The following is a 14,768-nucleotide window of genomic DNA, read 5'->3' on the forward strand; positions in this document are numbered from 1 at the left end:
CTTATAAGGTCCGCTCGACTTGCATGTATTAGGCACGCCGCCAGCGTTCGTCCTGAGCCAGGATCAAACTCTCCATAAAAGTGTTTGATATAGCTCACTTCCACAGGATGTGGTGGCTTCGATGTTGCAACAGGACGTTGCGTTCTTAATCGAAGTTCATTCATCACTGTGACGTTTTTAAAACATTGACGAGATATCATGTATCTCATTTATTTCGCTTGGCTTTTTGTTCAGTTTTCAAAGAACTTTTTTGCATGTCGTTGTTAGCGACAAGAATTATATCTTATCATACTAGCAATATTTAATCAACAACTTTTTTTGGTAAGTATCAATTTGTTTTTGATATCAACTTCAGACTTAACGAAGCGACAAAATTTATGATAACAAATTATCAACTTTAATGCAATGACTTTTTTATAAAATGAAAGCAAACATCTTGTGCTTCAAATAGACGCTCAGTGGCGATAGAAAATAATATATCAAAATTTTAACTTATAAGCAACAGCCTAAAATGCACCAATTTTATCCATTTTAATATTAATATAGTATTTACCTTCTTGCTTCTATATATAACAACGGAAATTTATATTGTCTAATCTGTAATAAAAGATGTGCTAGTTAGCAAACTATAAGCAAAAGAATATAACTTGGTTTATTTCGCGATTAATGTAGCAAAACTTTAAATAAAGACAGCTAATTTAATACTGGTAAAAAAGAAAGCACTAAATAATAAATTACGTTTTACATAAAGACAATAGTTCGGTATTATTTTTAATGTTGTCATGCGAGCGTCATGATAGTGAACATAGAAAGGATGTAAAATTTAATGTCAAAACAACAAATCGGTGTTTTAGGTGTAGGCGTCATGGGAAAGAGTTTGGCTTTAAACTTTGAAAGTAAAGGACACTCAGTTTCCATTTATGACATCTCACCAGAAACTGTAAAGAATATTACTACTGAACATAGTGAAAAGAATATTGTAGGTACATATAGTATAGAAGAATTTGTACAATCACTTGAAGTCCCTCGTAAAATACTATTAATGGTTCAAGCAGGTGCTGTTACAGATAAAGCAATCGAGTCATTATTGCCCTACCTTTCTGAAAAAGATATTTTAATCGATGGTGGAAATACATATTTTGTTGATACGATGAGGCGTAATCAATATCTTGCTGAAAAGGGTATTCATTTTATTGGTGCAGGTGTTTCTGGTGGTGAAGAAGGCGCATTAAAAGGACCGGCCATTATGCCTGGAGGGCAAAAAGAAGCATATGAGTTAGTCCAATCGATGTTAGAAGGTATTTCTGCAAAAGTAGATGGTGACCCTTGTTGTACTTATATTGGTCCTGATGGTGCAGGTCATTACGTTAAGATGGTTCATAACGGAATTGAGTATGGTGACATGCAATTAATATGCGAAGCTTATTTCTTAATGAAAGAAGGCTTAAACTTATCGAATGATGAACTGCATCAAATTTTTGCTGAATGGAATAAAGGTGAACTGGATAGTTACCTCATTGAGATTACTGCAGATATTTTTACGAAAAAGGATCCTGAGACAGGCGAGTCAATCGTTGATTTAATATTAGATACTGCAGGTCAAAAAGGAACTGGAAAATGGACGAGTCAAAGCTCTTTAGATTTAGGAGTACCTCTTCCAATTATTACAGAATCTGTATTCGCTCGTTTCTTATCAGCCATGAAGGAAGAACGTGTAAAAGCAAGTACTATTTTATCAGGACCGAGCCAGCCGAAATTTAAAGGAAATAAAGAAGAGATCATTGAGTCCATCCGGCAAGCTCTTTATTTCAGTAAAATTTGTTCATACGCTCAAGGCTTTGCTCAACTAAAAGCAGCTTCAGAAGAATACAAATGGGATCTTCAATACGGTAAAATTGCGATGGTTTTCAGAAATGGTTGTATTATTCGTGCTGGGTTCCTACAAAATATAATGGAAGCATACGACCGTGACCCTAACTTATCAAATCTTCTTTTAGATCCATATTTCAAAGAGATTTCTGATCAATATCAAGGGGCTTTAAGAGATATCATCTCCCTTGCAGTACAAAGCGGCATTCCGGTTCCAGCATTATCTGGTGCACTATCTTATTTTGATAGTTATCGCAGTGAAAGACTCCCTGCTAACCTTTTACAAGCACAACGAGACTATTTTGGAGCCCATACGTATCAACGAATTGATAAAGAAGGAACTTTCCATACAAACTGGTTAGAAAAATAAAAATTCTTAAGCAGACCTCTCATCATTAAAGTTGAGAGGTCTGCTTATTTTTACAATCAAAAAAGAAGCCTTAGGGCATTCATTTCCCTAAAAGCTTCTAGTTGGACTTTTTCTTTTAGAATGTTACCCCATCCAGTAGTAATACACGAGCTGGAGATGCATCAGTTCCAATTAACTTCAACGGAGCCGCGACCATCAAATATCCTTTCGGTTCAACGTCTTTTAATTGTAAACCTTCAATGATAATAATATCTTTTCCAAACAATGTTTTATGGGTCGGGTGTCCTTCTTGGCTGCGTTCAATCCCTAAAGTATCAATCCCAACTCCACGTATTCCTATTTCCGCTAAGAGTTTTGCGCCGTCTTCAGCTAAGAAAACAAAATCAAAATTAAATTCTTCATCAAATGAGTTTTTTGTTTTAAATAAAATAAAGTCATTTTCTATAATATCTAAGCCTTCTAGATCGGCAGCTGTAATTCGGTCTTCAACGTGCGTTAAATCAAAAACTTTACAAGGTCCTACTAATTTTTCTAATTCAATCGTTTCAAACGTTTTACCATCTACAACCATATGTAATGGAGAATCAACGTGAGTACCTGAATGAACATCTAAATCCAGTCTTGATTCAGTTACATAACCATTTGTTTCTGTACGTAGCTTTGGTTGTTTCTCGGGCTTGTTTTTATATACAGGCATACCTTCATAGATCGGTACACTAATATCAATCACTTTCATCGTTAAAAACCTCTTTCTATTTATTTATATGATTAATGGACCACCAATGGTTGCCGTCTCTTTCTAGTAATTCGTCTGCTGCTTTTGGTCCCATTGAACCTGACTCATAAGTATGGATATCTATATCTCTGCTCTCCCACGCCTTTGAAATCATATCGATATATGTCCACGATAAATCGACTTCATCCCAGTGGGCAAAGTTGGTTGCATCGCCAAGCATACAATCATAAATAAGGCGCTCATAAGCTTCAGGAGTATTACCAGTATTCACACAATCATTACAATAATCAAGTTGAACTGGTACACTGCCGCCAGACATCCCCATCTTTTTACCATTTAACACTAATGAAATCCCCTCATCAGGCTGAATATGAATGATCAACAAATTAGGATGAACTTTTTCTTCTTTATTTAAATAAAGATTCATCGGTAAATCCTTAAACTGAATGACAACTTCTGTTGATTTCACACGCAGTCTCTTACCAGTACGAATATAGAAAGGTACTCCAGCCCATCTATGACTGTCAATCACTAACTTTCCAGCAACATATGTCTCTGTATAAGATTCAGGGTCTACATTACTTTCACTTCGATAGCCTGCTACTTCATTTCCATCAATTTCACCAGGACCATATTGGGCACGGACAAAATAGTCACTGACTTTTTCATTTGGAATAGGGCGAAGTGCACGAAGTACTTTAATTTTCTCACTACGTATTTCTTCAGGAGTTAATCGTAATGGCGGATCCATAGCAAGTAAGGATACCATTTGCAGCATATGGTTTTGTACCATATCACGAAGGGCACCTGACTTTTCATAATACCCGCCACGGTCTTCTACGCCTAATGTTTCACTTGATGTAATTTGAATATTTTCTATGTATCGATTACTCCACAAGTGTTCAAAAATAGCATTACCAAAACGAATTACCTCAATGTTTTGGACCATCTCTTTCCCTAAGTAATGATCAATACGGTAGATTTCATCTTCAGAAAAAGCTTCACGAATTTCACGGTTTAATTGTTGCGCGGACGGTAAGTCATGACCAAATGGTTTTTCAATAATTAATCTTGTCCACCCGTTCGTTTCAGTTAACCCTTCTGACTTTAGGTTAGTTGCAATCGTTCCAAAAAACTCAGGTGCCATCGCCATATAAAAAATTCGATTGCCTGGAATATGGTGTTTTGTATCTAATTCATTTAACAGGACGTTTAATTCGTGGTATGAATTTTTTTCTTGAACATCGAATGGCATGTAATAAAAATGCTCACAAAATCTTTCGATTAGCCCATCATCTTCATTTTGCCCTAGTGATTGCTTAACTGTATCACGGAGGGTTTCGTTTGACCAAGGTCTTCTTCCTAGCCCAACGACAGCAAACTCTTCAGATAATTTATTCCCTTTAAATAAGTTGAAAATGGATGGATAAAGCTTTCTTTTCGCCAAATCACCAGTTGCTCCAAAAATAACTAATGTAGATTTCGGTTTTATGTTCATCAATATGCCTCTCTTATCTTTCACTATTTTATTTATTTAACTTCTGTTATGTTATTGTGTTGATTTTGACTGATAACAAGGTTTTAGAAACTTCCTAGAAAATCTCATCTCAAAAAGTCCCTTGATCTTTAATATTAACCTTCACTTTAACACAGCCATTATTAAGAGATTTAATTACTAATTTTCCACTCTTATCACTAGTTTGACTGAAAACACCACATTGTATTGTTTCATCTTTCAATTAATTTCCCCTACTAAGATGAAATTATCATGTCAGATCTACAGAATAAGTTAAGACACAACATTTCAATTCTAGTCGAGCGGATTGTTAAAATCAATCAATTTGTCCGCTTTTTTCTTATATTAAATTAATTTTATAACCACTGCATATCACAGATGATGTAAACATTGTTTATTTTAAAAAACATCGTTGACACAACCTACACCTGAACCTAAAATTAGAATTATTAGATTATTTAGAAAGGTTTGATAAAAATGGATACAACAACCAAAAAATCAACCTACTCCTTTGATCGTTTTCTTGAGGCACGGAACAAACTCAATCATTTACAAAACCCCTTCCTGCACAATGTTCTTGATTATTTCACTAATGGTTCTAAAATTTATGAATCAGAAGAAATGAAAGCGTTCTCTAACAAAGTATCAAATCATTGGAGAAAAATGACTGAGGAAAATGCTCGGGTTGAGAACCAACCAAGGCTGCTACACTTTGATGCCCATAACCATCGTATAGACGACATTGTTCGTCCTCATCAATTAGAGCTAATGGAGAAGGAAGTTTTTGCTCATGGATTGTTTTCAGCAAGTACGGGCGAAAGTGATCGAACACTGAAGCGATATCTTCTTCACCATAATGGCGAAGCTGGTCTTATGTGTCCTCTCGCTTGTACGGATGGTTTAGTCGCATTACTTGAAACTTATCAAGATGAGCTTCACCCCGAATTAAAGAAAATTTTATTACATTCAAAAGAAGGAATAGAGGGCGACTTTGCGGTTGGAGCTCAATTTATGTCAGAAATTCAAGGCGGATCAAATATTCCCGCTAACCAATTAGAAGCAGTACCTGAAAAAGATTATTATCGACTATACGGCCATAAATTTTTCTGCTCTGCAACTCATGCAGACTATTCTGTAGTAACTGCTCGTGTTCAAGGTACCGATAATGTTGCCTGCTTTGTTGTACCTACGTATGAAAACGAATTAAAAGATAGGAGAAATGGCCATGTTGTCAATCGATTAAAACGAAAATTAGGAACATGTGAATTACCTTCTGGAGAAATCAATTATGAAGGGGCAAAAGCTTATCGTGTTGGGCCTATTGAACGGGGAGTGGCAATTGCAGTTAGTATTGTATTAACACGTTCACGCCTAGATATTGGTTTTGGCTCAGCTGCATTTATAATGCGTGCTGCTAGAGAAGCAGTTCTTTATGCAAATTTTCGTGACGTTTTCGGGCGTAAAATTAATGAATTTCCACTTGCCAAAGCACAACTTCAAGAGTTAGAAGATGCGGCTAAGCGGGCAACTGTGTCCGCCTTTCATATTCATAATGAATATCTCAAGTATGAAAATTTGCCTAAATCAAATCTAACATCTGAAGATAAACTTAATCAATTTGTCATCCGTGAATTAATTTTACTCCAAAAAGTCTTTGTCACAAAGGAAACTATTGATCATCTTCGAACAGCTATTTCTATCTTTGGTGGGCATGGAGCTATAGAAGATTTTTCTGCAATTCCACGATTATTTAGAGATGCGATGGTCAACGAGTTATGGGAAGGTCCAAGAAATGTTCTACTTGCACAAACCTATCGTGATTTTAAAAAAGCGATGAGCTGGTGTACACCTCATCTTTTCATAGGAGCTGTATTACCTAACCGCTCACCAGAAACAATTAACGAACTTGCGAATGAACTCAAATTATTGTTAAAAGAAGATTTATATGCCTATCCAAATGAAAGTAACATTAGAGCAGCAAAAAAATGGACGCAATTTCTAGAAGAGTTGTACATGATGTTCCAAGAGGATATTTTAGTTAAAATCAATGACGACGATATCCTCCCAAAGGAAATACTCAATTCCGTATATTAAAAAACTTCACTCCACTAAAGGTGCCTGGCACCTATAGTGGAGTGAAGTTTATGTTTGGAATTGTTTGCCGATTATTTTAGCTAGTTGTATCATATGTTCTCTCACTTGGTTTTCCGTTCTTCCTGGGTATTGACGGTACGTAATTAACACGCCATTTAAAGCAGCGAAAAAGGCATGAGAATGAAGTCGAATGTCTGACTCTGTTTTCTTGTCCTTAAAAACTTCATCAAACACCCCTAGTAATCTTCGAATATTTTCATTAAAATTGTGTAGTGATTTCTCGTTGATGTTCGTATCTAGCATAAAATATGTCATCATTCTAAAAAACAAGTCATTGTCTAATAAATAACTGACAAATTCCACTCCTACCTCTTCAGCATTCATGTGTCCGTTTTCATCCATCATTCTTTCAAAGCCTTTGATTATGTCCTCACTTTTTTTTACGAAGGCTTCTACGAATAGAGCATCCCGATCTTGAAAGTGTCGGTAAATTAACGCTGGTGAAATTTCCGCCTGCTTGGCTATATCTCTAACACTTACATCAGATATAGGTCTTTTACTAAATAATGAGATGGCTGCATCAATAATTAGTTGTCTTCGTGCTTCTTTTTCTTGTGCTTTTAATGAATGTAAAGTCTTGTTTACTTCCACGGCTTCCCCTACTCTCATCATGCTTTGCTTTTCATTATAAAATGAAACACGTTTTTCTTCACTAACTATCATATTTTTCAGACATATCATATTTGATTAAAATGAGCATTTTTAGAATTTAAATCAATTAGATAAATAAAACTAAAAGCAACACAAAAGCGACACTATTTCCTAATTCTATTAAACCTAAAGTAATCGGCTTAATATTTTTCTTGGGCATAATCCAAGTTTTTATAGAACTAACCGCTAACGCTAACGCTACAAACGGTAAACCTAGTAAAACGGGTACAATAATTAATCCTCCATGATAAAAATTAGATAGCTTATGAAAACGTTTGTTACCTCGTTCACGAATGAACGTTTTCACATGAAAGACACTGCCAATAAAGAAACTAATGTTTAAAAACATAATGAAATAAGCTTGTGATGGAATTTCACCATTACCAATATAAAAAGCAAACATTACTAAAAACGAAAAACCGATAATAGCAATCACATCATTAATAAATAATCGTTCTTTTTTCAGCTTGGCAAACCACATGTTAATGAGAAAACAAGGGCTGATCATTAAAAATAACAGGAGTAAAAAAGGATATTTAATCAACACAGGGATAATAAAGAGGCTCCCAATTAAAATATATAGTAAAAGTGCCGGCACGACGGATTTCCCTAATTTAGGTTTCCTAATATAGGATAGAACTGGTCCTGTTGCAAAGTAAAAGCTTAATATACCAATGAAGAAAATGAAATGCGTCCAAGTGGTATTGCTGAATAACGATCCTAATAGGTATGGAATAATTAACATTGCCCATGCACCATGCTCACGTGGAATATATAATTTCATGGTCATCTCGCCTTTCAACTAATGATATTTAAAAGGGTTCATACCCTTCATTACACTTAGTGTAATAGATCACAATTAAAGACGAAGTGATATCCATCACACCTATTCATCGTGTGACTTTTCGCACTGTCAACCGTTTTATATTTTGTTAAAGTAAAACTATGAAGTGAGTTAGAAAGGATGTTTTCATGTTAAACGTTACGATTTATTACAAAGAGCTTAATCCAATGAACGTTACAACTCATGGATATGTATTACGTCACTCCACTGATCAATTACAACTAAAATTTAATCATATACACGCCTTAAATATCGTGCATCACCCAGAAGAAGGTTGTTGGGATCTTTCTTTTCCTCCTGAATTAAACTTAGTCGAATTAGAAAAAGTTCATGAATTAATTGAGCAGTTACTCCTTCACTGTCGTGAGCCAGTGCTTGATGATCAAAAGGCTTTTATCGGGTATTTACCAGACGGTGGACAAGCCTTTATTTATAATCAATTCAAACAATGGCGGGAGTTTATATTAAAAGCGAAGCATCGTTCGATGGAAGGGCAAAAAGTAGAGATTTTCACTGGCGCTGAAAAATTAGCAGACGGGATTTTAGTTGACTACGTGTTAGATGATGAAAAAGCATTTCAAATCAAAAGTATTACCTTATTAACTCGTACTGGAGAAAAAGTGTTTACCGATAAAAATATGTCCATTGCTGCAACTGGAGAGTTTTTCTAAGTAAAGACTGTAAAGCAGGCCTGTAACATAAAAAGAGGCTGACTTAATTTGCTCAAGCAAACCTCATAATGAGGAGTGCAAAAGCAAAAGTCAACCTCTCTTTTAAATTGTACATATTTCTACGGGACAATCGCCACAGTGCAAATAATCCTTTAAGAATTGGATGTTTTTTATAACGATATAACCATCGTCTAATTCGATTACCTCTTCTTTTTTCAAGTCATTTAGCATACGATTTACACTTTCTCTTGATGTACCAATAAAATTAGCCAAATCTTGATTCGTTAGATTTACGTTTATTTTTACGCCCTCTTCATGATCAATCCCATAAGAGTTAGAGAAGCGAATTAATGTTGAGTAAATAGCCCCTGTTTTACCACAAAGTAAAAGATCTCGGAATTTAGCTTGTGTCGATTGGGTGTGTCTTGTGAACCACTTCATGAAAGCCATAGCAATTTCACCATTTTGGCAAAATAAGTTTTCTAATTGTTCACGTTCAAAGCGCACTAATTTAGCTTTTCCAACAACTTTAGCCGTTACACTGATTGCCATTTCGTTGAATAAACCAACTTCGCCAACTAGTTCATCTTTTTGTTTTAAATGAACAGAAAACTCTTTTCCATCAATCGTCATCTTACTTAAGCTAACTTGCCCTGAACGAACTAAGTATACGAATTCTGGATAATCGCCTTCAACAAATAAGACAGTTCCTTCATCGGCTGTTATTTCCGTACCTACATCTAAAAGAATTCGTTGGTTTTCAGGGGACAATTCACTAAAAAACCTTTTCATTTCTACCGTTCGCTTCTCCACCATTACTTCACTCCAATTTACTTTTCTAGTTGCATTTATGTGTAAACCTTACTAAAGATTTTTAATAAGTGATTTATTGTATGAAATGTCTCACTTTTAATAAAAAACCTTCACCTTCAATGTTTAACCATCATTTCGCATCGATTAGCTTTTCCTTTATAAATACTATTAATACAGTACTTATGCTAAATTACTTACTTCTGATGATACGTTAGCTGTTATGTATTATCAATCGGTGAATACCCTGAATTACTTAGGTGTATTTTTCCCTACTCCGGCCTTTTGTATAATAATCTTCACTTCGATCATCTCCCTAAATCCTTGGTAAAATTGACACAATACAGAAAGCGGGCTTTCAATAAGGTGTAAAAAAGCCAACAAAGCTGCTAAAATGTCCTTATGGTCCATTTTAGTTTGCATCTGTTGGCTTTCTCACTAATTGGTGTATTCTAATTTCCGCCACTTTAAGTACGTTAAAAATGCAATAACCGATGAAACGACTCCAACAATTGTATAAGTGTAAATTTTCTCATACTCGACACCTAAATACGCTTCAATCGTCCATTGTAGCATCACGACATTCACAGCAATTGTTATTAATATAATGGCCCAGCATATTTTTTTACCCATGGCGAATTTTCCTTCCCACCGCATACACGACCCCATTATCTAATTCGATTTCTATTAGCGGTAACTCCCGTTGCGGCGGGCCGGCCATCGGTTGCCCGCTGTGTAAGTCAAAATATCCTTTATGACACGGACAAACTAATTCTTCTTTTTCTGGTTCATAAAAAACCGGACACATTAAGTGTGGACAAGCACTGTTATACGCTAACCACTCACCAGCTTTCGTATGAATTAGAATGGCTGGATCTTTATCTGTTGGGTAGTTAAATGTAATTGAACTTCCTTTTGGTACATTCACCATTTTGGTTATTTCAGTTCGTTCAAAATCGTCTTCAGCAAAACCGAGCATGGCTCGTACTGAAAATGGTACTGTCGCAAGTCCTAACGCTACTGAGGCACCAACAGCTGTTTTTAAAAAGGCGCGACGGTTAAATTTTAAATCGTCATCACGATCAATATTATCAACAAGATTGACCATATCATCTTGACTGTCTTTTTGATTTCGACCGAGTTTCTTCTTATCTGTCATCTTTATCCCTCCTCTGGTCTTAAAAAATCATTAGTCTGAATACACCCCGAAAAACTCAGGTACGTATTGCCATTTATCTTGTTCTGAAGGTTTTTTTCCTTCGATTAAGTTCATCTGTGTACGACGTCTGCGTAAAGCTTGCATTTCGTCGAAGTCAATAAAACGGATTGCATCACTCGGACAAACTGATGCACACATCGGGGAAATCCCGTATTGAGTTCTGTCATAACACATATCACATTTGTACATTTTATTTTCTTCAAAGTCGAATTTCGGTATACCAAATGGACATCCAAACGTACAGTTACGACAGCCGATACACTTTTCTTCCATTGCCGAAAGGACGACACCTTCTTCTGTTATTTGAATTGCATTTGCCGGACATACTCGTGCACATGCTGGGTCTTTACATTGCATACATAACATAGGGAACGTTTGTCTGCTTTCCATAAAGTCGACATATTCAACGTAGTTTCTTTCTTTTGCATCGTGACCGCCACATTCACGGCATGCCGCTTGACATGAGCGGCAGCCAATACACCTTTCAAATTCTAAATACATAACTTTTTTCATTCCAATACACTCCTTATCCCATTTAGGCCTTTTTCATTTTTACCGAACATACTTTAAATTCAGGCATTCTCGAAACTGGATCTAATGCTGGATTTGTTAATACATTAACCGCAAGTTCTTTGCCCCAATGGTAAGGAACAAACACTGTATCTTCACGAATTGCTTTCGTCAATCGAACTTCTAATTCCATTTCTGAACGTCTTGTCATTAATTTCACTTTACCTCCATTTACGAGGCCATATTGACTTGCAAGTGCTGGGTGCATCTCCGCATATGGTACCGGACATTGCTGCATTAAAAATTCAGTTCGTCTCGTTTGACTTCCTGATAAGAAGTGGAAAACCACACGTCCTGTTGTTAAATATAACGGATATTCCTCATCAGGAACCTCTCCTGAGTCTCGGTAGTTAACAATTGGAAGAATTGCTTTTCCATCAGGCGTTCCGAATTTTTCTTTAAACATCGTTGGTGTTCCCGGGTGGTCTTCTGATGGACATGGCCAAAATACACCGTCTTCTTGGTCAATTCTCTCGTACGTAATCCCGTAATAATCAGCCTTTCCACCTTTTGAAGCTAAGCGGAACTCATCAAAGATTTCACGTGGATTATTGTAGTTGAATAAATGTCCTTTATCCATTCGCTCTGCGATCACCTTCATAATTTGCCAATCTGTTTTCGATTCTCCAATCGGGTCTTTTACTTTACGAATACGAATGACTCGACCTTCAAGATTGGTCGTTGTCCCTTCGTCTTCTGCCCAAGATGTTACCGGAAGAATAACATCTGCAAATTCAGCAGTTTCTGACATAAAGAAGTCACTTACAACTAGAAAGTCTAATTTATTAAATCCATTCCATATATGTTGAAGGTTAGGTGCTGATACCGCTGGATTACTACACATAACATGCATTCCGCGAATACGACCTTCCTCAATTTCATCAAACATTTCGTAGGCAGATACCCCTGCTCTCGGCATCTCAGCAGGGTCAATTCCCCATACGCTCGAAACATATTTAACTGCTTCTGGATCAGAAATTTTGCGGTAACCTGGTAGTGCATCTGCTTTTTGACCGTGCTCACGTCCACCTTGTCCGTTCGCTTGACCAGTAAATGTTGCTACACCTGATGCGAATTTACCGATTTGACCTCTTAGAAGTGCCATTGACGTGTAAAGTCTAACATTATCTACACCTTTAGATTGCTGTTCAATACCTCGTGCAAACATGACAACTGAACGAGGTGAACGGCCAAAGATGTGAGCAGCTTTCACAATTTTTTCTACAGCGATACCCGTAATTTTTGATGTAAATTCAGGTGTAAAACCTTCTACTGCTTGTTTTAATTCTTCATAGTTATTACAGCGCTCGTTAACATACGCCTCATCTACATAACCTTCTTTAATGAGAAGGTGAAGCATTCCACTTGCTAATGTGTCATCAGTTCCAGGTCTTAGATCAAGGTGTACATCTGCAATTCGGGCAGTTGGCGTTTCACGAGGATCAGCAACGATCATTTTCGCTCCTTTATCTCTTGCTTTCCATAACCACTGAATACTTGTTGGATGACATTCAGCCGTATTTGAACCAGCCATAAAGAAACAATCCGTATGCTCTAACTCCGGCCAAGGTAATGTTGATCCTCTATCTGTTCCTAATGTTTGCATAAATCCACCCGCAGCTGAACTCATACAGAAGCGACCGTTGTAATCAACATAACGTGTACCCAGTACAGCTCGAGCATATTTTCCAACAAGGTAACATTTTTCATTTGTCATCGATACACCACCGAATACACTCAGTGCATCTTTTCCGTGTTCTTTTTGCAACTTTTTAAAGTTTTTCTCAATTAGATCAAGCGCTTCTTCCCAAGTCGCTTCAACAAATTGTCCGTTCTTTTTGATAAGTGGTTTTGTAATTCGCTCATCATGATCGATCGTTTGATAAGCGGTTACTCCTTTAGGACAAAGCTTTCCAAGTGTTACTGGCCAGTCATAACGCGGCTCTACCCCTACGACTTTATTTGTTTTTTCATCTAGGCGAATGTGCATCCCGCACTGCATGCCGCAGTAACAACAGTGTGTTGAAATTAATTTTTCTCCTTCATGTTGTAAGTTTTGTACGCCTTCTTTTACAAGATAGTCAGTCATTTTATTTCTCCCCTTCTCTTGTTTCATCATAAAAGTCTTCAGAACGTTTGTGGCCAAACCCTGGAATGTGAATGCCGTTATTCGTTTGGATCGGTCCAAATGGATTACCTGCTGCATTTTCTAAGTTTAATTGACTCATTACACGCATTCTTCTTCGACATGATGGACAGTAGTCCGCTAAATAAGAACCGTCTTTTAGTTGTAAGTCAAATGCTTGCGCTCCTAAAATATCTTTAACATCATCAATTTGATCGTCACTGCTATATGTTGTTCCGCATTTTTTACATGGTCGAGTATCGACCTTCAGTTGCTCTTGGTAGTTCATCGGAACCGCCACAGCCAATGGACGAATTGGTAAGTGGAACAGCTTTCCGAACGGGAAGTATACTAAGAAAATAACAACCGTAAATTGGTGAAAAAGCGCTAAATAAGAATGAATAAAGCCATCTAGAAATTTATAAGAAACCGTTAATAATAAGCCAGATACTGTTACTGCTAGAAGCATATATAAAGGAAATAAGTCAAATTCGAACCGTTGTGTAACTTGAACACCTTTGTCTCTTTGGCGTCGGATCATCATCATGACGACTCCACCTAATACCATTAAAGCAGTAATGTTTAGACCGTTAAAAACTAATTCTGCGAATAATCCGTCTGCTGCCATCTTAATCATTGGGTACCCCATCACTACAAGTTGGTACGTCGTGGCATCAACGAGTTTAAAGTGCATCCAGCCAAACGTCAGTCCAAATGTAATTGCAAAAGAACCGATACAGCCCCAAGCTACAAGCCAGTGTTGAATGCCTCGATAAATGCCGCGCTTGAAAATAAATTTTTGGAATAAAATATTATCGACTAATGTTTGCATCACTGATTTAAAATTACGTTTTTGTCTTTTTCTCGCTTTTAAGTTTTGGATCGTTCTTTTTAATACTTGGTGAGTGGCTGGTCGCATTGACCAAGCACATATTCTAACCGTCATCCCAATCGCAAAGACAAACGATGAAATTAGATAACCAAACAACATCATGTCCACATGGCTGAACTGCTTTGTACCAATCCACATCGAGATAATTAATAGTAAAACTACAATGAAAGCATACATGCTTGTTTTTGAATAAAAGGACTTTTCAAACTGAGTCATCCTTGTCACTCCTCTACTTTAAATCACAATTTGTTTTGTTAAACTTATTGTAGAGGCAGCTCGATTTTAGGACTGTGAGTTTTTTCACACGAAGTAAGAAAATATAGTAACAAAATAAATGGCAG

14 protein-coding genes and 1 rRNA gene are annotated in these 14,768 nt (G+C 36.6%); 3 read left to right on the forward strand and 12 right to left on the reverse strand.

Annotation, left to right across the window (positions count from 1 at the left end):
* A 16S ribosomal RNA gene (locus N7Z68_RS21335) occupies positions 1–79 on the reverse strand; the annotation flags it as partial.
* A 747-nt stretch (positions 80–826) separates the two neighbouring features.
* On the opposite strand from N7Z68_RS21335, the gene gnd reads away from it, so the two are divergent.
* Entirely contained in the window at positions 827–2,239 is a 1,413-nt protein-coding gene (gene gnd / locus N7Z68_RS21340) for an NADP-dependent phosphogluconate dehydrogenase (RefSeq protein ID WP_275120496.1), read from the forward strand.
* Positions 2,240–2,354: 115 nt separating this feature from the next.
* On the opposite strand, the gene N7Z68_RS21345 is transcribed toward gnd, so the two are convergent.
* The 3 genes from N7Z68_RS21345 to N7Z68_RS21355 all read right to left on the reverse strand — a co-directional run bounded on the left by N7Z68_RS21345 (position 2,355) and on the right by N7Z68_RS21355 (position 4,714).
* Positions 2,355–2,975: a cyclase family protein gene (locus tag N7Z68_RS21345; RefSeq protein WP_275120497.1), complete on the reverse strand. Its 621-nt coding sequence runs from the start codon at positions 2,973–2,975 to the stop codon at positions 2,355–2,357.
* 16 nt (positions 2,976–2,991) lie between these two features.
* The gene (zwf, locus tag N7Z68_RS21350; RefSeq protein ID WP_275120546.1) at positions 2,992–4,479 is read right to left on the reverse strand and encodes a glucose-6-phosphate dehydrogenase; all 1,488 of its coding nucleotides are present in this window, start codon (positions 4,477–4,479) and stop codon (positions 2,992–2,994) included.
* Between the two features lie 103 nt (positions 4,480–4,582).
* On the reverse strand, positions 4,583–4,714 hold the full coding sequence (locus N7Z68_RS21355; protein WP_275120498.1) for a hypothetical protein: 132 nt from the start codon (positions 4,712–4,714) through the stop codon (positions 4,583–4,585).
* 254 nt (positions 4,715–4,968) lie between these two features.
* On the opposite strand from N7Z68_RS21355, the gene N7Z68_RS21360 reads away from it, so the two are divergent.
* Positions 4,969–6,585: an acyl-CoA dehydrogenase family protein gene (locus N7Z68_RS21360; RefSeq protein ID WP_275120499.1), complete on the forward strand. Its 1,617-nt coding sequence runs from the start codon at positions 4,969–4,971 to the stop codon at positions 6,583–6,585.
* 48 nt (positions 6,586–6,633) lie between these two features.
* Here the strand turns inward: N7Z68_RS21360 and N7Z68_RS21365 are convergent, their stop codons facing one another.
* Both N7Z68_RS21365 and N7Z68_RS21370 read right to left on the reverse strand, forming a co-directional pair.
* Entirely contained in the window at positions 6,634–7,236 is a 603-nt protein-coding gene (locus N7Z68_RS21365; protein ID WP_275120500.1) for a TetR/AcrR family transcriptional regulator, read from the reverse strand.
* 127 nt (positions 7,237–7,363) lie between these two features.
* Entirely contained in the window at positions 7,364–8,080 is a 717-nt protein-coding gene (locus tag N7Z68_RS21370; protein ID WP_275120501.1) for a YwiC-like family protein, read from the reverse strand.
* Between the two features lie 188 nt (positions 8,081–8,268).
* Here N7Z68_RS21370 and N7Z68_RS21375 point away from each other — a divergent pair, with 188 nt between their 5' ends.
* Positions 8,269–8,811 carry a hypothetical protein gene (locus N7Z68_RS21375; protein ID WP_275120502.1) on the forward strand — a complete coding sequence of 181 codons (543 nt, stop codon included), beginning with the start codon at positions 8,269–8,271 and terminating at the stop codon, positions 8,809–8,811.
* A gap of 102 nt (positions 8,812–8,913) precedes the next feature.
* Here N7Z68_RS21375 and N7Z68_RS21380 read toward each other — a convergent pair whose 3' ends face one another.
* The 6 genes from N7Z68_RS21380 to N7Z68_RS21405 all read right to left on the reverse strand — a co-directional run bounded on the left by N7Z68_RS21380 (position 8,914) and on the right by N7Z68_RS21405 (position 14,643).
* Positions 8,914–9,627 (reverse strand): Crp/Fnr family transcriptional regulator, encoded by a 714-nt coding sequence (locus N7Z68_RS21380; RefSeq protein WP_275120503.1) that lies wholly within the window; start codon positions 9,625–9,627, stop codon positions 8,914–8,916.
* Between the two features lie 432 nt (positions 9,628–10,059).
* Positions 10,060–10,254 carry a hypothetical protein gene (locus N7Z68_RS21385; protein WP_216831317.1) on the reverse strand — a complete coding sequence of 65 codons (195 nt, stop codon included), beginning with the start codon at positions 10,252–10,254 and terminating at the stop codon, positions 10,060–10,062.
* Positions 10,247–10,780 (reverse strand): QcrA and Rieske domain-containing protein, encoded by a 534-nt coding sequence (locus tag N7Z68_RS21390; RefSeq protein WP_275120504.1) that lies wholly within the window; start codon positions 10,778–10,780, stop codon positions 10,247–10,249. Before N7Z68_RS21390 ends, N7Z68_RS21385 begins: the two co-directional genes overlap by 8 nt.
* A 30-nt stretch (positions 10,781–10,810) precedes the next feature.
* A complete protein-coding gene (locus N7Z68_RS21395; protein ID WP_216831315.1) occupies positions 10,811–11,353 on the reverse strand; it encodes a 4Fe-4S dicluster domain-containing protein in 543 nt (180 codons plus the stop codon).
* 22 nt (positions 11,354–11,375) lie between these two features.
* Positions 11,376–13,499, reverse strand: a complete 2,124-nt coding sequence (locus N7Z68_RS21400) for a molybdopterin oxidoreductase family protein (RefSeq protein ID WP_275120505.1) — start codon at positions 13,497–13,499, stop codon at positions 11,376–11,378.
* Position 13,500: 1 nt separating this feature from the next.
* Entirely contained in the window at positions 13,501–14,643 is a 1,143-nt protein-coding gene (locus tag N7Z68_RS21405) for an MFS transporter (RefSeq protein WP_275120506.1), read from the reverse strand.
* Positions 14,644–14,768 lie beyond the last annotated feature (125 nt).

The organism is Alkalihalobacterium chitinilyticum, assembly GCF_029028005.1.
Taxonomy (GTDB): Bacteria; Bacillota; Bacilli; order Bacillales; family Bacillaceae_F; genus Alkalihalobacterium; species Alkalihalobacterium chitinilyticum.